This is a genomic window from Methylobacter sp. S3L5C (assembly GCF_022788635.1).
Lineage (GTDB): Bacteria > Pseudomonadota > Gammaproteobacteria > Methylococcales > Methylomonadaceae > Methylobacter_C.
The window spans coordinates 250,432-269,613 of sequence record NZ_CP076024.1; the positions used below are offsets into that span (position 1 = coordinate 250,432).

Consider the following 19,182-nt stretch of genomic DNA (forward strand, 5'->3'; position numbering starts at 1 on the left):
ATAAGTTAGAGAAAAAAATCAGGAGGCCTTGCACTGAGGGCAAAATCCATATAAATAAAGGCCATGATCTGTTAATTCATAACCCAGTTTTAAAGCAATTTCTTTTTGCCGAGTTTCGATAACTTCATCCGTAAACTCATCCACTTTGCCGCATTTCATACAAAGGATATGGTCATGGTGAGAACCGGTATCCAATTCAAAGACCGAATTACCGCCTTCAAAGTGATGCCTGGTCACCAAACCTGCGGCTTCAAACTGGGTTAAAACCCTATAAACAGTGGCCAAGCCAATTTCTTCATCTTCACTCAGCAAAATTTTATAAACTTTTTCAGCCGTTAAATGACGCTCGTTAACCTGTTTTTCTAATATTTGCAGGATCTTAACCCGAGGTAAAGTAACCTTCAGGCCCGCGTTCCTTAAATCATGCATTTCCATCATTAATCTCCGCTTAAGCCAATCTGCAAGCAACTAAATACAAAATAGCGCACATTGTAGCCTTTTTAGATCGCATAAGCATGACAGTTTTATAGGATAATGATTTAACATCCTGTATGATTTTACATTTTGACACTTCCACCGCCTCTAATGAGAAAGTCGCTTTATTATTTAAGCTTATTGACAAGCCTGACACTGGTCTCTTGCTCTACCATCCTGAACAATTTACCAGGCGTCTACAACCTGGAAATTCAACAAGGCAATATTATTGATCAGGGCATGGTTGACCAGCTCCGACCGGCCATGAACAAGCGCCAGGTACTTTACATCATGGGTTCACCTATGCTGGATAATGTTTTCCACAAGAATCGCTGGGATTATATTTATTCAATCGAGCCTGACGGTGAAGACAGGATACAAAAACAAATCTCGTTATTTTTTGAAAATGACCAAATAGTCGGCATTCAGGGAGATTTCAGGCCGGGAGCGGCACCTGCCATTAGGTCATTGGGTGAAATATCCATCAACGTGCCCAAACGTGACCTTGATAGAACATTATGGGAAAAAATCACCGGCCTGTTTGGCTATGATGACGTTGAGGACGCCCCTAAACCTGAGGCAAAATCATCACCCGGACCAGAATCCGTTAAATTACCACTTTAACAGCTTGGGCAATACCAGGGATTGGCTTATCTAATCTCCGGTGTAGAATGGGTAAAGTGCAGCGTGCCCATCAAACGTACACCCTACATTTAGTCTTCACCACACAATATTGATGGGCACGGCATAGCCTTTACCCATCCTTATATCTATACATTACACGGGTTTATCTGAATACTGCTTATCAAAAAACAGCTCAGACCTTTACTGCCCGCTGCCTTCTGGCTTCCTTTGGGTCATGAATTAAAGGTCGATAAATCTCTACCCTGTCGGCCTGTCTCAATAGTTGATCAAGCTTGCAAACACTACCAAAAATACCGACTTTTAGATCAGTTGCCGTTATTTCCGGGAAACGGCTCAACAAGCCGGATGCCTGAATGGCCTGTTCGGCGGTAGTACCGGTCGGCATGTTCAGAGCAACAAGCACTTGTTGTTCATCATTTGCATAAGCCACTTCTATAGCAATCAACATTTCATCCATAGACTTGCTTGGCCCTGGCGGTAAAAGAGCTGACCATGGTATTACATATCTGGTTAAAGACCACACCAAAGGCCAGACTGGCCAACATTCCCGACATTTCAAATTCCAAATCAAGGGAAATCTTGCTGGCATCTTCGCGTAAGGGCATAAAAGTCCATACACCTTCCAGATAAGAAAAAGGCCCATCCAGTAAAGATACCGTTATTACCCCTCCCCCATCAACGGTATTTCTTGTTGAAAAAGACTTTTTGAAACCACCCTTGGAAATAAGTAATTCTGCTTCAACGATATTGTCTTCACGCTTGATAATTCGACTGCCACTACACCAAGGCAAAAATTTTGGATAATCTTCAATATTATTAACCAAATCAAACATTTGCTGTGCAGAAAACTTAACCAGTGCACTTTTTTGAATAACCGTCATTTAAAGCACCCCAATGACATGCAAAAAGACAAAAAATACAGCGGCTGGTGCCACATAGCTAATTAAAATTTTCCATAGCTGATAACTTTCTGCATTAGGCATATCCAGCTCTTCTTCGCTATGTTGCTGCTTCATAATCCAACCGGCAAAAATCGCAATACAAAAACCACCGATGGGAAGCATTAAATTAGCCGTTAAGTAATCCAGCAATTGAAAAATACTTCTATCAAAAAACTTAACCTCAGACCAACTATTGAAAGAAAATGCCGTACCCAAACCAAGTAACCAGACTGTTAACCCCGACCAAACACAGGCTTTTTGCCGACTAAAACCCTTACTTTCAACCAGCCAGGCAACGGCAGGTTCAATCAAGGAAATGGATGAGGTCAACGCTGCCGTAGTCAGCATCACAAAAAATAATATCCCCATTAACCAGCCGCCAGTCATCGTGCCAAAAGCAACAGGCAAGGTTTGAAAAATCAGTCCCGGCCCGGAATCAGCCTCCAGATTATTGGCAAAAACAATAGGAAAAATAGCAATACTCGCCAATAAAGCCACTACCGTATCCGCACCTGCAATCAAAATTGCAGTTTTGGCAATCGATATATTTTTAGGTAAATAAGAGCCGTAAACCATAATTGCCCCCATACCTAAACTGAGAGTAAAAAATGCATGACCCATCGCCGACAATACCGAGTCGCTGGTCAGCTTGCTAAAATCAGGCACGAATAAAAAATATAGCCCTTGATTATAGCTTTTTGTAGTCATCGCATAAGCGACCAATAACAGCAGCAAGACAAACAAAGTCGGCATTAAAAACTGCACAGCCTTTTCCAGACCTTTATTAATGCCGCGAACCACGATTAACATCGTTGTCACCATAAATAGCGAATGCCAGAAAATCAACTGCATCGGACTGGCAACAAAATCATCAAAAATCTTTTTTATGGCAACACCATCGGCATCAAAAAAACTACCTGTAAAAGCTTTTAATACATAAGCCGAAGCCCAACCGGCAATGACACTGTAGTACGATAAAATTATCAAGCCTGCGATAACACCCATCCAACCTAAATAATGCCAGTTTTTATCTGCACCCGCTTCTTCAGTTAACAAGTCCATCGTCTCAACAGGATTTCTCTGACTGCGTCGTCCCAGCATGGTTTCCGCAATCATGATTGGAATACCAATTAGCAATACACAGAAAATATAAACGATAACAAATGCGCCACCACCATTTTCCCCGGTAATATAGGGAAACTTCCATATATTACCCAAGCCCACTGCTGAACCGGTTGCTGCCAGAATAAAGGCAATACGTGATGACCACGCCCCATGCTCTGATTTTTTTGTATCCGTCATTTTTTATTGCCCATTAAAAACTCACCTTATTAGTAATATCGAGTAAAATAACAAAATTATTCCTTTACGTCAGTTTTAAAATTAAAAACCAGCCCACTATTATGGCCGAAAAAAATCCTAAAAAAAATAAAACCCAGCAAAATGCAACGATTGCCGTTAATCGCCAAGCCAGGCATGAATATTTTATTGAAGAGCGATTTGAAGCCGGAATTGTTTTAGAAGGCTGGGAAGTTAAAAGCCTGCGAGATGGTCGTGTTCAACTTAAAGAAAGCTATGTCATATTAAGACGTGGCGAAGCATGGTTATCTGGTGCTCATATTTCTGCGCTGTTATCAGCTTCCACGCACATTAAACCGGATGCTATCCGCTCTAAAAAATTATTACTAAACCGTCATGAGCTGAATAAACTGATTGGCTCGGTAGAACGCAAAGGTTACACACTGATTCCCTTATCCATGTACTGGAAAAACGGACGAGCCAAGCTGGAAATCGGCCTGGCAAAAGGCAAACAGTTGCACGATAAACGCGCAACCTCAAAAGACCGCGATTGGCAACGAGAAAAAGGCCGTATTCTGAAAAAGGGTTAAATTGCTGTCATAAGGCATTTCCTGCCGAGAATATAAATCCCAAGCATTTTGTATAGATTTTTTGTGAACTGCCTTATAAAAAAGACCATCCAGCAATGAATAAACTACCTGCCCTATTGTCCGCAGCAAACAGCCTGTTAATTATCGTCGATTTACAGACTAAATTATCAGCGGTTATGCCTGCAACTGAAGCAAAACTGATAACAGAAAATGCCGGTAGCCTGGTTGAAGCTGCAGCAATACTTAATATTCCGATATTGGTAACCGAGCAATACCCCAAAGGTTTAGGCACTACCGATACATCCATCATCCAAAAACTGCCTGAAGCAACACCGATTTTTGAAAAAACCGGTTTTTCTTGCTGCCTGGCTGAAGGTTTTTGCAATGCCTTGGAAAACAGTGAACGTAAACAGATTATTCTAACCGGAATTGAAGCGCATGTTTGCGTCTTACAAACCGCACTGGAGTTGCGCCATAATGGCTATCAGGTTTATGTCGTCGAAGATGCCATTTGTTCACGTAAAAGCGTTCATAAAGTCTATGCTTTGCAACGTATGCAACAACAAGGCATTACCATTATCAATTACGAGTCAGTCTTGTTTGAATGGCTGAGAGATGCCAACCATCCTGATTTTAAAAATATTTCAGGCTTGCTTCGGTAAATTAAACCGGTTTAAGCTCAGCCGTCAAAAAAACTGCTGCTTAAACTTTTTATCCTTTTTTTAAGCTTTCATCCATGTCACTTAATTCATTCCTTGAAAAAATAAACCAGTCTGACGCCGTCAGTTTTGATGAAACCATCGCTGTTATTACCGAAAACTATCATTATCAAGCCACTGAATTTAGTAATGGCCTCAATGAACACACCTTGATCAGCAAAGCCGGAACTAATGAGGGCTCGTGTAAAATTTTCGCTTTTGCCGAGATTCACCATCTGGATCCACAAAAAACGTTAAACCTGTTTGGCGATTATTATCGGCTGGATGTTTTAAGCAATCCACAAGGCTCGGACCACAAAAACATCAGAAATTTCATGATCTGTGGTTGGGAGGGTATTTGTTTTAAAGGTGAGGCATTAACCTCAATTCCGGCAGTAGCTAACCATTAAAACAACCATGACTGACATCACGATAAAGACAACTGAATCATCAAAACAGGTAGTAAATAGCCGCCAAAAACCCGACACATCTCGAGCTGATCAGAAAATTATCGCTATGCCTGCAAGCAGTTTTCTGGTGCCGTTAACGAGTAGTAAAAAATTGGCCGCCATTCGTAAGCAATCGCAATCAGTACAGGTGCTTGAAAAAAAACCTGTGCCAAGCAGTCAAATCAAGCTTTCAGGGCAGCATAAAGACACGGACGCATTGTTAGTCGAAGCACAAGAGCAAATTAATGCCAAGATAAATGAACTTATGGCTATTTATCCGCAAGGCAGGAAAAATAAAATGTTCGCCATTAAATACGGCACTCCTGAAAGTATCAAGCAAATGACCATAAAGGCCATCTTTACACGCTTGGCTATGGTTAAACCCAAAAATTTTGCAGCCATTGAAAACCTGGATTATTTTGGTAATGCTACGTTATAAGTTGAGATACTTAATCCAGTCCGAAATACCTGAAGAACAAAACGTGAAACAATAGGTACAGTTACACCCTCATTGTATAATTTAAACCCACGCTCTTATTGTCTATAACAACTAAGGATTAATTGAGATATGACTCCAGAAAAACGCTCTATTCGCCGTCGTGGCATTTATTTATTACCCAATTTATTTACTACCGGAGCCTTGTTTGCGGGTTTTTATGCCATTACTTCAGCAATGGGCGGGCATTTTGAAACAGCGGCTATTTCAATTTTTGTAGCGATGATTCTGGATGGACTGGATGGTCGTGTGGCCCGATTAACAAATACACAAAGTGAATTCGGCGCGCAATACGATAGCTTGTCGGATATGGTCTCCTTTGGTGCAGCGCCTGCTCTGGTCATGTATTTGTGGTCATTTTCCACTTTGGGGAAATTAGGTCTTTTTGCCGCCTTTGTCCACATGGCTGGCGGCGCATTAAGACTGGCCCGTTTTAATACACAATTAACTTCCGCTGATAAACGTTATTTTCAAGGCTTGCCCAGTCCTGCAGCCGCCGCTATTCTTGCCGGATTTATCTGGATTTCTCTGGAGCACAATTACCCTGTTGAAATAGTAAGATATATCGGTATCGTATTAACCATCAGTACCGGCTTGTTAATGGTCAGTAATTTCAGGTATTCCAGTTTTAAAGAAATTGATTTAAAAGGTAAAGTGCCATTTTTTGTCGCTATTACCGTTATGCTGGGTATCGCTTTTGTAATGGCGCAACCACAAACCATGCTGTTCCTGTTGTTTCTTGCTTATGCAATTTCAGGTCCGGTTGTCACTCTGGTGATGCGTAAACGTAAATGGCAAGGACGTAAATCTTAAAATCTGCTTGAGGGCAAATTATCATTCGCGTATAGTCAACGCCATGATTATTCAATACACCCCGCATTTTAAAAACACGCTTGCCGGCACAATAACTGCCAAAGCAAGCTTGTGCGCGTGGCTGCCCTGCTTTTTAAGATTCCTGCCCTGAGGGCATACAATCTTTTTCATTTATATTAGTTAAATCCCCCCTTATTTATATCAACCCAAACGTTGATATCTTTTCATCGACTGCAAGGATGCAGAAAGAAGAATAATGCAGGAGCACAAACCGAGAATGGAGTTTTTATGAAAGACAAGTTAATTATATTTGACACTACCTTGCGCGATGGCGAGCAAAGCCCTGGTGCATCAATGACCCGCGATGAAAAAGTCAGAATTGCCAAAGCACTGGAACGGTTAAAAGTTGATGTTATCGAAGCCGGATTTCCTGCCGCCAGCCCAGGTGATTTTGAATCCGTTCAAGCCGTTGCCAATGTTATAAAAGACACTATCGTCTGTGGTCTGGCCAGAGCCTTGGATAAGGATATAGATCGTGCCGGCGCTGCACTTAAAGGTGCTAATCGCTCACGAATTCATACCTTTATCGCCACGTCGCCAATACATATGCAAATGAAATTGCAAATGTCGCCCGAGCAAGTGATTGACTATGCAGTTAAAGCCGTTAAACGTGCACGGCAATATACTGATGATGTCGAATTTTCACCTGAAGATGCCGGGCGCTCTGATGAAGATTTTTTGTGTCGAATACTGGAAGCCGTCATTAATGCCGGCGCTACCACACTGAATATACCCGATACGGTAGGTTATAGCGTACCCCAGCAATTTGGCGCAACCATTGCCAATTTGATGAACCGCATCCCTAATTCAGATAAAGCCATTTTTTCTGTGCATTGCCATAATGACTTGGGGTTGGCAGTGGCCAATTCCTTGTCTGCAGTGATGAATGGTGCACGTCAAGTTGAATGTACCATCAATGGTTTAGGGGAGCGTGCCGGCAATGCTTCTTTGGAAGAAGTGGTGATGGCTGTCCGTACCCGTCATGATGTCTTTAGCTGCCAAACCGGTATAGATACCCGTGAAATTTTAACCTGCTCAAAATTGGTTTCTTCCATCACCGGCTTTCCCGTGCAACCCAACAAAGCTATCGTCGGTGCCAATGCGTTTGCTCACGAGGCAGGCATTCATCAGGATGGCGTATTAAAAAGCCGCGAAACTTACGAGATTATGCGTGCTGAAGACGTAGGTTGGAGTGCCAACCGCATGGTATTGGGCAAGCATTCCGGTAGAAATGCCTTTAAAAGCCGGATTACTGAATTGGGTTTTGAGTTTACCTCGGAAGAAGAATTAAATGATGCCTTTTCACGCTTTAAACAATTAGCCGATAAAAAACACGAAATTTTCGATGAAGATTTGCAGGCACTGATTTCAGAAGCCGGTTTTGAATCAGAAGATGAATATGTCAAGCTTATCTCTTTAAAAGTCTGCTCCGAAACCGGAGAAATACCCAACGCAAAAGTCACCTTACGAGTAGACAATAAAGAAGTTGTCGGTAGTTCTGATGGCGGCGGCGCTGTTGATGCGAGCTTAAAAGCCATTGAAAAGCTGGTTAAGTCCAAGGCTACCCTGGAACTTTATTCGGTTAACAATATCACCAATGGCACCGATGCCCAGGGAGAAGTCACTGTGCGCCTTGAAAAAAATGGCCGTATTGTTAATGGTTTGGGGGCTGACACCGATATAGTCATCGCCTCGGCAAAAGCCTATATCAACGCGGTAAACAAGCTGAACAGCCCTGATCAACGCCGACATCCACAGAAAGGTGATGTCTAGCCTTAAGATGCAAACAATGAATAAAAAGACCAGCGACTCTGGTATATTCTTCGCAAGAAATTGCTTAAGTTAATGGATCTTTATGTTTGTCCGACTATCAGGCAGTCTGGAGTTTGATTTTGGATAATATACTGCGCTTGCAATATTTAGAGGCTATGGGTATTGATGTCTGGCTACCCAGAGCATCAATACCGGATGGACAAACGCCGGAATTTGAAGCGGCTGTTGATAATATTGGATCAGAGACAATAACATCGGCAACCGATAACTGGGATGACTTACAAGCCGAAATTACTAACTGCACAAAATGTGCTTTGTGTACCACACGATCACAAACAGTATTTGGCTCAGGAAATAAACAGGCTGACTGGATGTTGGTGGGTGAGGCTCCCGGACAACATGAAGATAAACAAGGTTTACCTTTCGTCGGTAATGCAGGCTTATTATTAACAGAAATGTTGCGGGCTATTGGGCTGAACCGGGAGGAAGTCTTTATTACCAATGTAATAAAATGCAGTCCGCCCAATAACCGCGACCCTCATGTTAATGAAATTGAAAGCTGCAGCGATTATCTGTACCGGCAACAACAACTTGTTAAGCCGAAAATCATTGTCGCACTGGGTCGTGTTGCCGCACAAACCTTGTTAAAAACAAATGAACCTTTAGCCGAATTAAGAGGCAAAGTACACAACTTCAATAACACACCCGTTGTTGTCGTTTATCATCCAGCCTATTTGCTACGGTTCTTGCCGGAAAAGCGCAAAGCCTGGTTGGATTTAACACACGCTATACAAACATTTAAAAATAACGAAGGTTGATTTATGCGGGGATTGATGGACAAAATAAAAAACTTGGTGATTTATGATGCCGATAAGGAATTCTATGCCAAAGTATTTCCCGACTCCGTGACCAAAAAAGATTTGCTACGCATGCGAATAATGACGCATGGGGATTTACCCCGTGTGCTCGAAATTGAAAGAAAAAACTATCCCTTTCCTTGGGAAGAAGACATTTTTACCGACTGTTTTAAAGCAGGGTATAGTTGTTGGGTCTGCGAGTTGGACAATAAAGTATTGGGCTACTGCCTGCTTTCAATGGCAGTTGGTGAAGCGCATATACTTAATATTTCCGTAGACCCTGCCGAGCAGAAACAAGGCTTGGGCCGTAAAATGCTGGAGCACTTGATTGAAGTCGCACGGGGACGCGCAGAAACAGTTTTCCTTGAAGTCAGACCCACTAATACTTGGGCTATCGCACTTTATGAAGATATGGGTTTTAACGAAATAGGCATTAGAAAAGGCTATTACCCCGCCGAAAACGGCCGAGAAGATGCCATCATGCTGGCGTTGCAGTTGTTTTAATAATAATCAAAGACTTTCCAACATTTACTATTCACCACGAAGACACGAAGTTTTTAACTTAGATTTCTTCGTGGTGATATAACCTTAAGTTGAGCTTACTGCCCGCCCCCTAAAGCAAGCTTATTTCAAGTTATCAGTGACATGTGGCTCAATAAGCTGATACATGAGCTGATGCATCTTTGGACTGCCGACAATCACATTGCCTGATTCCAGGTAATTGTCATTAAAAGAAAAATCCGTGATAACACCGCCAGCTTCTTTAACCAACAAGATGCCTGCTGCCATATCCCATTCCATTAAACCGATTTCCCAAAAACCATCCAACCGACCGGCGGCAACATAAGCCAAATCAAGTGCCGCTGAACCGGCGCGGCGAATCCCTGCACATTCGGGCGCTAATGCTTTAAACATACCCAGATAAGCGTCAAGGTGTTTATCGGTTTTAAAAGGAAAACCGGTACCAATTAGTGAGCCGTTTAAACTATTTTGATTAGTTACTCTAAGGCGACGACTGTTTAACATGGCTCCACCACCACGCTTGGCCGTGAATAACTCATCACGCAGAGGATCATAAACCACAGCTACCTCAATCTTGCCTTTATGTTTTAAAGCAATGGAAACAGCGTACTGAGGAAATCCATGCAAAAAATTAGTAGTACCGTCCAGCGGGTCTATTACCCAAACAAAATCGTTACCTTGATGTTCGCCACTTTCTTCCGCCAAGATAGCGTGGTCAGGATAGGCAGCTCTGATAATGCCAATTATTTCTCGCTCAACGGTACGATCAACCTCGCTGACATAATCATTTTTACCTTTTTGATCGACGTGCAGACGGCTAACATTATCAGCTGAGCGAAGGACTAAGTCACCCGCGCTTCTGGCAGCACGGACGGCAATATTTAACATGGGTTGCATAAGCGAATTTACAATGAGCAGATAAAGTGTCAATGATAGCAAATCTTTTGGTAAAATTGGCTTATTTTTAACAAAGGACGATACCATTGCTGTCACATATAAAAATTGTTCTGGTCGAAACATCGCATCCCGGCAATATCGGAGCGGTTGCTCGCGCCATGAAAAACATGAACATAACTGATCTTTGCCTGGTTTCGCCTAAACTTTTTCCCAATGCCGAAGCCACATCCAGAGCATCAGGTGCCGATGATATTTTAGCGAAAGCTACCGTATGTGACAGCTTGCAAGAAGCCATCGCTGACTGTGAGATGGTCATCGGAGCCAGCGCCAGATGCAGAACCATTAGTTGGCCGGAAATGACGCCTCGGGAATGTGCAGAGGCAGTCGCGATTAATGAATCTGACAATAAAGTCGCCATTGTTTTTGGCAGGGAAAATTCAGGTTTAAAAAATCATGAGCTGGATTTATGTCATTTTCTGCTACGAATCCCCTGCAACAGTGAGTATAGCTCTCTGAATATTGCCGCTGCAGTACAAGTCATTTGTTATGAGTTATTTGTTACAGCCGGTATGCAAGAAGCTATTAATATTGGCGATAAAGGTAAAACACCGAAAGCGACAGCCATTCAAATGGAATCTTTTTACACACATTTATACGAAGCGTTAACTGATATCGGCTTTATGCACCCTGATAAATCAAAATCTATTATGCGGCGTTTGCGACGAATTTATAATCGCGTACAACTGGATATTAAGGAACTGGATATACTCAGGGGTATTTTACGAATGTCCCAAGACCATCAAAAAAAGTAACTTATATTTAGAGTCATCTATATTAATTTTCTGCTAATTCATCCTGTTAGAAAGCCATCTTTTAATAAAGTTGAAAATCTCCAGCCAACAGCAACAGAGAATTAAACCATAAAATCATTAGATGATCGTTACTTTGTAATCCATTAGCATAATAGTTGACTATTTTGGTAGGTTAAGTATAGTAACGCTAATATACTTATTTTTTTGAGGGATTATCTAGTGCGATTAACTACTAAAGGCCGTTATGCTGTAACAGCCATGCTCGACTTGGCTTTTCACAGCCAGACAAAACCCGTTACTTTAACCGATATTGCGGCCCGCCAAACTATTTCCCTGTCTTATTTGGAGCAATTATTTGCACGCTTACGTCGCGCCAATATGGTAAAAGGCATTCGTGGACCCGGTGGCGGTTATACTCTGGCAGGTAAGGCTTGTGACATCAATATTGCAGATATTATTGCAGCTGTCGATGAACCGATTGATGCCACCAAATGTGGTGGTGAATCCAATTGCCAAAATGAAAAGGCGTGTTTAACTCACGATCTTTGGATGGGCTTGAGTGAACAAATCAGGGATTATTTAAAAGGCATCACTCTGGCTCATCTCCTGGAAAAGCATCGTGTTCAGGAAATTGTCAAAAGACAAGAACAGGATGCTCTTCAGGTTATTGAAATACATCGCCAGACAAAATCAATCACTAACCTGAATGATCTACTTTGATCATAACGCAACAACACCCATCGATGATCGGGTACTGGAAGCAATGTTACCCTTCCTGACGTCTTTTTACGGCAATCCTTCCAGCTTATATCGTCACGGCAGAATAGTGCGAAGCGCCATTGATACTGCCCGCGAGCAGGTTGCATCACTGGTCGATGCCCCCATATCGCAAGTCGTTTTCACCAGCGGTGGTACTGAGTCAAATAATCTGGCATTAGCCATATTACCGGCCCGAGGCAGACTCGCTATTTCTGCGACTGAACACCCCTCCATTACTGAACCTGCCCTGCGTTTAAAGCAGCTTGGCTCGACGTTAAGCATCATCGATGTCGATGCCAACGGACTTGTCACGCAAGCGGCCATTGAAGAACTGATTAACAAAAAACCGGACCTGGTTTCAATTATGATGGCAAATAATGAAACCGGAGTTATTCAGGACTTGGCGCCCTGTGTCCAACAGTTAAGAACAAACGACATTATTATTCATACCGATGCCGTACAGGCATTGGGTAAAATACCGGTCTCATTTAACCACCTTGGGGCTCATTTGATGTCACTATCCAGCCACAAAATTTATGGGCCTAAAGGCTGTGGCGCCCTACTATTTGAAAAAGGCCTGGAGATAACCCCGGTCTTTCTTGGTGGTGGACAGGAACAAGGACTAAGAGCTGGCACTGAAAATGTAGCCGCTATTGTCGGCTTTGGCAAAGCCGCAGAACTTGCAAAGACAGAACTGAGCAAACGCAGTGAACAACTATTAGCTTTACGAACACTACTGGAGGCGCATTTAGCCACTATTCCAGGCTTAACTATTTTTGCCCGACAGGCAAACAGATTACCGAATACCATCCAGTTTGGCATCCCTGAAATTGATGGTGAAATGCTGCTAATGAAACTGGATCAAAAAGCAATTGCCGTTTCCAGTGGCTCGGCCTGTGCCAGTGGCGGTAGAATACCCAGCCCGATACTTATCGCGATGGGTGTAGAAGCCGAACTTGCAAAAAGCGCCATACGCATCAGTTTAGGTATGGCTAATACTGAAATTGAAGTACTTGAATTTATTAATCAATTAAAAGCCTTGGTTTACCAAGCATAAAGAGGATGTTATGTCTGTTTCATTAACTGAAAGTGCAGCTCGTCAAATAAAAAAACAGCTGGAAAAACGTGGACAGGGAATCGGTTTAAAATTAGGTGTAAAAAAATCCGGTTGCTCGGGCTATGCCTACGTACTGGATTATGCCGACGCACTAAATGAAAATGATGCCGTATTTGAAGGTTTTGGTGTTAAGGTCATCGTACCGGAAAGTGACCTGGAATTTGTTGATGGCATAGAACTGGATTATCGCAGAGAAGGTATTAATGAAGCTTTTAAATTTAACAACCCGAATGTTAAAGGTACCTGCGGCTGTGGCGAGAGCTTTTCGGTAGGGTAAAAAATCCCTGTAACGCTGACCCTTTACGGGAATTTTGATCGTAACAAGTAAGCCGCTATGGACCATCACAAAATACATAGGGGCTTCAGTGTAAAAAGACCTGAATTCCATATACTCCATCCAGACCTCTCACTGCTTTCATAAAACGTTCATTGGATAACTCAAGAACGTGAAAAAACTGCACTTATCCTTTCTGCTTCCTGTATCATCTCAATTAATTTGAAATTAACACACCAGTGCTAATCGACCAGAAAAGCCAGACGATTACTTAGTCTTTTCAGGGATACGAAACAGTGGCCACAAAAAAAGAAAAAACGACTTGCTAAATATATTCAAGATAAAATCCTTCTGGATTTATGGCCTCGTCTTTCTGGGATGGACTTTAGTAACAGCCGTCACTATAAATATAGCATCCAAATTTGTATTAGATGAAGCTGAAGTCGCTTTCAATCAAAGAATCGTACAATTGCACGATAGTATCGAACTCATCGCCCGTGACAATGAGTCAATTTTGGAGGGTTTTAGTGCATTTCTTAGCGCCATTGAATATGCCGATAGAGAAAGCACATCCCGTTACGCACGACTAATTCTTGCCCGCTACCCGCATGTTTATGGACTCGAGGTTGCGCTTACCGTAAAACAAATTGATTTAGCCGAATTTATCGCCAGACAAAAAAAATCCTGGTTTCCCCAATTCAAAGTGAAAGCGTTTAGTTATATGGCTGATCCCCGCATTTGGGAATCTGTTAAAAAAAAGCCTGTATATAATCCGATTATTTTTATTGAACCAATGTCACCTGATACCAGGCAACTAATTGGTGCAGATATGGATTCAGCTAAGTTTATGCGCGAGGCATTAAATCAAGCACAAAAACTACATTCCCCAGTTGCTACCATCCCGTTTAACCTAGTCGAGGGGCCTCGCGGCTATATTCTCTATCACCCTGTTCCCGATCCTCCCAGAGGGGATAATTCCAAGCGAAAACAAGCGCTGGCGCTATTAATAGTCAGCGCAGAAGCAATCCAAAAGAAGATCGCTGTTTTGGTAGAAAATCTGGATTTTCGTCTTTACCACTCGAACTATTCAAGTGATGATCCTGAAGGCTTGTTATTACATATTTCAGCATCTTTGCCACCGAATGAATTAGGAGCCAGCTTATTCCCCAAACTCACCTCCGAAAGAAAACTGTACAGCAAAGGCCAGCCGTTCGCCATCAGTGTTGAAAAAAAACTGGGCTGGTCTGATCTCGACTTGCCACTGGTAATATCAACAGGCAGTACTTTGCTTCTGTTCCTGATGCTCATGCTACTTTTTCTAAACATCTATCTACGCAAGGAAGAACAAAGGACCCTGTCAGCCAATCATTTGCTTTATATGGCAACACACGATGCCTTGACAGGACTACCGAACAGGTCCTTATTGACTGATCGATTTAGCCAAGCCTGTTCGCGAGCACAGCGTCGCAACTTAACATTTTCGACCATGTTTCTCGATCTGAATGAATTCAAAAAAGTCAATGATACTTATGGCCACGAAGTTGGTGATCAGCTACTTAAGACTTTGGGCACTTTGCTAAAAAATTGCATCAGAAATGAGGATACTTTAAGCAGAATCAGCGGCGACGAATTTGTAATCCTGCTGGAAAACACGTCTTACGAAAATGCGCAAAAAATTGCGCAGAAAATTCAAGCCCAGTTTACACAGCCGGTCTTTATCCAAGGCATTGAATTAAACGTTGGTATCAGCTTGGGAATTGCCGTTTATCCTGACGATGGCACAGAAATGAGTGAATTGCTTATAAAAGCGGATACAAGAATGTACAACGCAAAAGAACAAAGTAAAAGCATGATGAAAAAAAGCACATAAGAACCTAATTTTATTTTTGAACTTACCGGTAACAGGCTTGCTATGCCAGAACCGCCTCCTAAGGTGGTATCCAAGAATTAATATACCCAAGTGGCGCAGAATTTTTGTTTATTTACAATGACTGCAAGGATACAGGCGTTAGAGCACCAACAGTAGGCCCCTTAAGAGTAAGAGACCCAGGAGCAGTTGCCGAGGCAGAAAAATAAGCGCGTAGGTAGCTGACTACATAACTATTTTGACAACGCAGTCAATGAATAAAAGACTAGCAAGCTGGGTATATTATTTGCAAGAAATTTCCTAAGCAAACCCCGCCGGATTCCATTCCTCCATCATCTTCTGACGAGCAGCATTAAGGCCCACCGACATTAATACGGTAAATCTCTTTAACAACTGGTAGCCGAATTTTGGTTCCTGCTCGCACTTTGCCAATATGGCTGCCCCATCAAACTGGAATAATTCGGAATCCTCTTCAGCCTTGGTTTGAAAATTCCACTTATAGGGTGATATCAGCCAAGACCATCCCAATACCTCACCCTTACCCAGAGCTTGTATCTCAAGAGCCGGACCTATTATTGCCGGTATTTGCATGGAGATACATCCACGGTAAATTACATAAAAATTGTTTGCGTTTTCGCCTGGTCGAAACAGAATATGCCCTTTTTTAAGCTCACAGGTGCTCGAACATTCACACAAAAATTTCAGGACATCATCGCTGAGCCCGGAGAAAAACTCGTGGGCCGACAGGTACTCGGAAATTGATTGATTATTCATGGCTTACCCCACAAATCAAGTTTTGGTGTCGATGGCAGCAAATTCTAACGTACATTTTCAGGTAACGAAAGTACTTTGACCGATGACAGCTGTTCGAACCGCCATTATTGTGATTGCAACAGTATTCGCCCAATTCAACAGGTTCCTGCAATATTAAAACAAACACGCATATTTGCCGTCTACAGTTAATTCAACTATTTAACCCAACCATCCCACAAACAAAAATGGCCGGAAACAACTGGTTACCCTGATATTAACGAAAGGGTAACCAGCTGTTTCCGGCCACTATATTGACCGCTGGTAAAGCTTTTTAGCTTAATTTACCATGGCATTGCTTGTACTTTTTACCTGAACCGCAAGGACATGGGTCATTACGACCCACTTTATCGCCATCCCGGACAAAAGGTTGCTCTGCTACAACCTCATTTTCAGGCGCTGCAGCATTAATCAATGCTTCATCATAATTCTCCGGAACAGGTGCAGCTGCATGTTCAAAATGCATTTCTTTAGGCGCCTGCATTTGCTCATCAATTGCCAGAACGTCTTCTTCCTGCCGAACCTGCACTTTAAACAGAATCCCGATCACTTCATATTTAATATGTTCCAACAGATTGGTAAACATCTCAAAGGCTTCGCGTTTGTATTCCTGCTTGGGGTCTTTCTGCGCATAACCTCTAAAGTGAATACCCTGACGCAAATAATCCATCGCTGCCAGATGCTCTTTCCAACTGGTATCCAACACTTGCAACATCACTGATTTTTCAAAATGCTGCAATACATCCTGAGTAATTTGCTGCTCTTTTTCTTTGTGATTCTGTTCCAGAATGCCAATAACTCGGGTACGTAAAGAGACTTCCTGCATATTATGATCGTCATCCAGCATTTTTTGGACGGCGACTTGAACATTAAATTCCTGCTGCAAATGCTCTTCCAAACCTTTTATATCCCATTGCTCAACCATGGTTTTTGCAGGAATGTACTGGGTAATCACGTTATTAACGACATCTTCGCGGATGGCCGTAATAATGCCGGAAATTTCTTTGGCTGCCATCAACTCGTTACGCTGAGTGTAAATCACTTTACGCTGGTCATTGGCGACATCATCATAAGCCAGAATTTCTTTACGTATGTCAAAATTGCGCCCTTCAACCTTACGCTGCGCATTTTCAATAGACCGTGTCACCCACGGATGCTCTATCGCCTCGCCATCGCCCATACCCAGTTTCTTCATTAATCCTGCGACACGGTCAGAGGCAAAAATGCGCATCAAATCATCTTGCAGGGATAAATAAAATCGTGTTGAACCAGGATCACCCTGGCGACCGGAACGGCCTCTTAATTGATTGTCGATACGACGCGACTCATGACGTTCCGAACCAATAACATGCAAGCCGCCATTGGCAAGTACCTGATTATGTCTGTCCAGCCAGATGCCACGCACTTTTTGTTTTTCAGCATCACTGGCATCTTCACCTAAAAGCTTAAGCTCGGCATCCAGATTACCACCCAAAACAATATCGGTACCTCGCCCTGCCATATTAGTAGCGATAGTGACTGCGCCCGGCATACCTGCCTGCTCAATAATATGGGCTTCACGTTCGTGTTGCTTGGCATTAAGTACTTCGTGGTTAATACCCTGTTTTTTTAGCAACTCAGACAAGAGTTCAGAGTTTTCAATGGAAGTTGTTCCCACTAAAACAGGTTGCCCACGACTAACACAACTTTTAATGTCATTGGCAACAGCGATGTATTTTTCATCGGTAGTCAGATAAACCAAGTCACCCAAGTCTTTACGAATCATGGGCCGATGCGTTGGTACAACAACGACTTCAAGACCATAAATCTTGTTCAGCTCAAACGCTTCAGTATCGGCAGTACCGGTCATACCTGAAAGCTTATCGTACAAGCGAAAATAGTTTTGGAAAGTGATTGAAGCCAGTGTTTGGTTTTCACTGTTAATGGCCACATGTTCTTTCGCTTCAATGGCTTGATGCAAACCTTCAGACCAACGCCGTCCCGGCATTATCCTTCCGGTAAACTCATCAACGATAACCACTTCATTATTTGCGACAATGTAATCGACGTCTTTCTTGAATAAGACATGGCCGCGTAAAGATGCATTAAGATAATGCATGAGACGAATGTTGGCAGCATCATAAAGACTGGTTCCTTCAGCCATCAAACCATGCTCAAGCATTAAACGTTCTACACACTCATGACCGGCTTCAGTCAAATAGACCTGACGCGTCTTTTCATCAACCGTATAATCACCAGGATGCTCGTCATCATCCTGCTTTTTTAATAACGGGATGATTTCGTTGGCTTTGATGTATATTTCTGTGCTTTCTTCCGTTGGCCCGGAAATAATTAGCGGCGTTCTCGCTTCATCGATAAGAATGGAATCCACCTCATCAATAATAGCAAAGCTTAAATCGCGCTGGACTTTTTGCTCCAGGCTAAAAGCCATGTTATCGCGGAGATAATCAAATCCAAATTCGTTATTGGTACCGTAAGTAATATCTGCCGCATAAGCATCGCGCCTTGGTCCATTATCCATCTGGCTAATGATAACGCCTGTAGTCATGCCAAGAAAAGCGTAAAGCCTGCCCATCCATTCAGCATCACGCTTGGCCAGATAATCGTTCACCGTAACAACATGCACACCACGCCCCGGCAGGGCGTTTAAATAGGCTGCCAACGTTGACATCAAAGTTTTACCTTCACCGGTTTTCATTTCGGCAATTTTGCCGTCATGAAGTATCATGCCGCCAATAAACTGAACATCAAAGTGACGCATGCCAAAGACTCGTGAAGAAGCTTCCCTGACCGCTGAAAATGCTTCCGGGATCAGATTATCCAGCTTTTCACCTTCCACCAGACGATCACGAAACTCCTGAGTTTTTGCTTTTAATGCCTCATCAGATAGCTTTTCATATTCTGAAGCTAAAGAATTGATCTTTTTGACCAGTTTCTTTTTCTTCTTTATTAGCCTGTCGTTACGGCTCCCTACAACAAATTTAACCAGCTTACCCAGCATGTTTTCTTCCGGTGTGAATTTAGTAAAT

At 42.6% G+C, this 19,182-nt stretch carries 21 protein-coding genes; 14 read left to right on the top strand and 7 right to left on the bottom strand.

Annotated features, from left to right (window positions below):
- Positions 1–18 precede the first annotated feature (18 nt).
- Positions 19–435 carry a ferric iron uptake transcriptional regulator gene (fur, locus tag KKZ03_RS01190; RefSeq protein ID WP_243221725.1) on the bottom strand — a complete coding sequence of 139 codons (417 nt, stop codon included), beginning with the start codon at positions 433–435 and terminating at the stop codon, positions 19–21.
- A 150-nt stretch (positions 436–585) separates the two neighbouring features.
- Here fur and KKZ03_RS01195 point away from each other — a divergent pair, with 150 nt between their 5' ends.
- The gene (locus tag KKZ03_RS01195; protein WP_243219478.1) at positions 586–1,098 is read left to right on the top strand and encodes an outer membrane protein assembly factor BamE; all 513 of its coding nucleotides are present in this window, start codon (positions 586–588) and stop codon (positions 1,096–1,098) included.
- Positions 1,099–1,291: 193 nt separating this feature from the next.
- On the opposite strand, the gene KKZ03_RS01200 is transcribed toward KKZ03_RS01195, so the two are convergent.
- Genes KKZ03_RS01200 through KKZ03_RS01210 form a run of 3 tightly spaced genes read right to left on the bottom strand, consistent with a single transcriptional unit; the run spans position 1,292 to position 3,362 of the window.
- On the bottom strand, positions 1,292–1,576 hold the full coding sequence (locus KKZ03_RS01200) for an RnfH family protein (protein WP_243219481.1): 285 nt from the start codon (positions 1,574–1,576) through the stop codon (positions 1,292–1,294).
- On the bottom strand, positions 1,569–2,000 hold the full coding sequence (locus tag KKZ03_RS01205) for a type II toxin-antitoxin system RatA family toxin (protein ID WP_243219482.1): 432 nt from the start codon (positions 1,998–2,000) through the stop codon (positions 1,569–1,571). Before KKZ03_RS01205 ends, KKZ03_RS01200 begins: the two co-directional genes overlap by 8 nt.
- Positions 2,001–3,362 carry a sodium-dependent transporter gene (locus tag KKZ03_RS01210; protein ID WP_243219484.1) on the bottom strand — a complete coding sequence of 454 codons (1,362 nt, stop codon included), beginning with the start codon at positions 3,360–3,362 and terminating at the stop codon, positions 2,001–2,003. It abuts the gene before it with no gap.
- A 101-nt stretch (positions 3,363–3,463) separates the two neighbouring features.
- Here KKZ03_RS01210 and smpB point away from each other — a divergent pair, with 101 nt between their 5' ends.
- From smpB to rimI, 8 genes are all read left to right on the top strand, one after another.
- Positions 3,464–3,949, top strand: coding sequence for an SsrA-binding protein SmpB (gene smpB, locus KKZ03_RS01215; RefSeq protein WP_243219486.1), 486 nt, complete (start codon positions 3,464–3,466; stop codon positions 3,947–3,949).
- A gap of 95 nt (positions 3,950–4,044) precedes the next feature.
- The gene (locus KKZ03_RS01220; RefSeq protein ID WP_243219487.1) at positions 4,045–4,611 is read left to right on the top strand and encodes an isochorismatase family protein; all 567 of its coding nucleotides are present in this window, start codon (positions 4,045–4,047) and stop codon (positions 4,609–4,611) included.
- Positions 4,612–4,685: 74 nt separating this feature from the next.
- Positions 4,686–5,057: a HopJ type III effector protein gene (locus KKZ03_RS01225; RefSeq protein ID WP_243219489.1), complete on the top strand. Its 372-nt coding sequence runs from the start codon at positions 4,686–4,688 to the stop codon at positions 5,055–5,057.
- 7 nt (positions 5,058–5,064) lie between these two features.
- Positions 5,065–5,535, top strand: coding sequence for a hypothetical protein (locus tag KKZ03_RS01230; RefSeq protein WP_243219491.1), 471 nt, complete (start codon positions 5,065–5,067; stop codon positions 5,533–5,535).
- Between the two features lie 129 nt (positions 5,536–5,664).
- Positions 5,665–6,405, top strand: a complete 741-nt coding sequence (gene pssA / locus KKZ03_RS01235) for a CDP-diacylglycerol--serine O-phosphatidyltransferase (protein ID WP_243219494.1) — start codon at positions 5,665–5,667, stop codon at positions 6,403–6,405.
- A 288-nt stretch (positions 6,406–6,693) separates the two neighbouring features.
- Entirely contained in the window at positions 6,694–8,238 is a 1,545-nt protein-coding gene (locus KKZ03_RS01240) for a 2-isopropylmalate synthase (RefSeq protein WP_243219498.1), read from the top strand.
- A gap of 119 nt (positions 8,239–8,357) precedes the next feature.
- Positions 8,358–9,056: a uracil-DNA glycosylase gene (locus tag KKZ03_RS01245; protein WP_243219499.1), complete on the top strand. Its 699-nt coding sequence runs from the start codon at positions 8,358–8,360 to the stop codon at positions 9,054–9,056.
- Positions 9,057–9,059: 3 nt separating this feature from the next.
- Complete coding sequence (rimI, locus tag KKZ03_RS01250) at positions 9,060–9,599, top strand: ribosomal protein S18-alanine N-acetyltransferase (protein WP_243219501.1); 540 nt, start codon at positions 9,060–9,062, stop codon at positions 9,597–9,599.
- A gap of 120 nt (positions 9,600–9,719) precedes the next feature.
- Here rimI and suhB read toward each other — a convergent pair whose 3' ends face one another.
- A complete protein-coding gene (gene suhB / locus KKZ03_RS01255; protein WP_243219508.1) occupies positions 9,720–10,514 on the bottom strand; it encodes an inositol-1-monophosphatase in 795 nt (264 codons plus the stop codon).
- Between the two features lie 86 nt (positions 10,515–10,600).
- Here suhB and KKZ03_RS01260 point away from each other — a divergent pair, with 86 nt between their 5' ends.
- From KKZ03_RS01260 to KKZ03_RS01280, 5 genes are all read left to right on the top strand, one after another.
- Positions 10,601–11,326 (top strand): RNA methyltransferase, encoded by a 726-nt coding sequence (locus KKZ03_RS01260; RefSeq protein WP_243219510.1) that lies wholly within the window; start codon positions 10,601–10,603, stop codon positions 11,324–11,326.
- A gap of 219 nt (positions 11,327–11,545) precedes the next feature.
- Positions 11,546–12,046 carry a Fe-S cluster assembly transcriptional regulator IscR gene (gene iscR / locus KKZ03_RS01265; protein WP_243219514.1) on the top strand — a complete coding sequence of 167 codons (501 nt, stop codon included), beginning with the start codon at positions 11,546–11,548 and terminating at the stop codon, positions 12,044–12,046.
- Complete coding sequence (locus KKZ03_RS01270; protein ID WP_243219515.1) at positions 12,033–13,142, top strand: cysteine desulfurase family protein; 1,110 nt, start codon at positions 12,033–12,035, stop codon at positions 13,140–13,142. The genes iscR and KKZ03_RS01270 overlap by 14 nt, the downstream gene beginning before the upstream one ends.
- Positions 13,143–13,152: 10 nt before the next feature.
- Positions 13,153–13,479 carry an iron-sulfur cluster assembly accessory protein gene (locus KKZ03_RS01275; RefSeq protein WP_243219518.1) on the top strand — a complete coding sequence of 109 codons (327 nt, stop codon included), beginning with the start codon at positions 13,153–13,155 and terminating at the stop codon, positions 13,477–13,479.
- A 466-nt stretch (positions 13,480–13,945) separates the two neighbouring features.
- A complete protein-coding gene (locus tag KKZ03_RS01280) occupies positions 13,946–15,346 on the top strand; it encodes a diguanylate cyclase domain-containing protein (RefSeq protein WP_243219519.1) in 1,401 nt (466 codons plus the stop codon).
- Positions 15,347–15,643: 297 nt separating this feature from the next.
- On the opposite strand, the gene KKZ03_RS01285 is transcribed toward KKZ03_RS01280, so the two are convergent.
- Together KKZ03_RS01285 and secA are read right to left on the bottom strand one after the other, a co-directional pair.
- On the bottom strand, positions 15,644–16,117 hold the full coding sequence (locus KKZ03_RS01285; RefSeq protein ID WP_243219520.1) for a Crp/Fnr family transcriptional regulator: 474 nt from the start codon (positions 16,115–16,117) through the stop codon (positions 15,644–15,646).
- A gap of 310 nt (positions 16,118–16,427) precedes the next feature.
- The gene (gene secA, locus KKZ03_RS01290) at positions 16,428–19,154 is read right to left on the bottom strand and encodes a preprotein translocase subunit SecA (protein ID WP_243219522.1); all 2,727 of its coding nucleotides are present in this window, start codon (positions 19,152–19,154) and stop codon (positions 16,428–16,430) included.
- Positions 19,155–19,182: the final 28 nt, after the last annotated feature.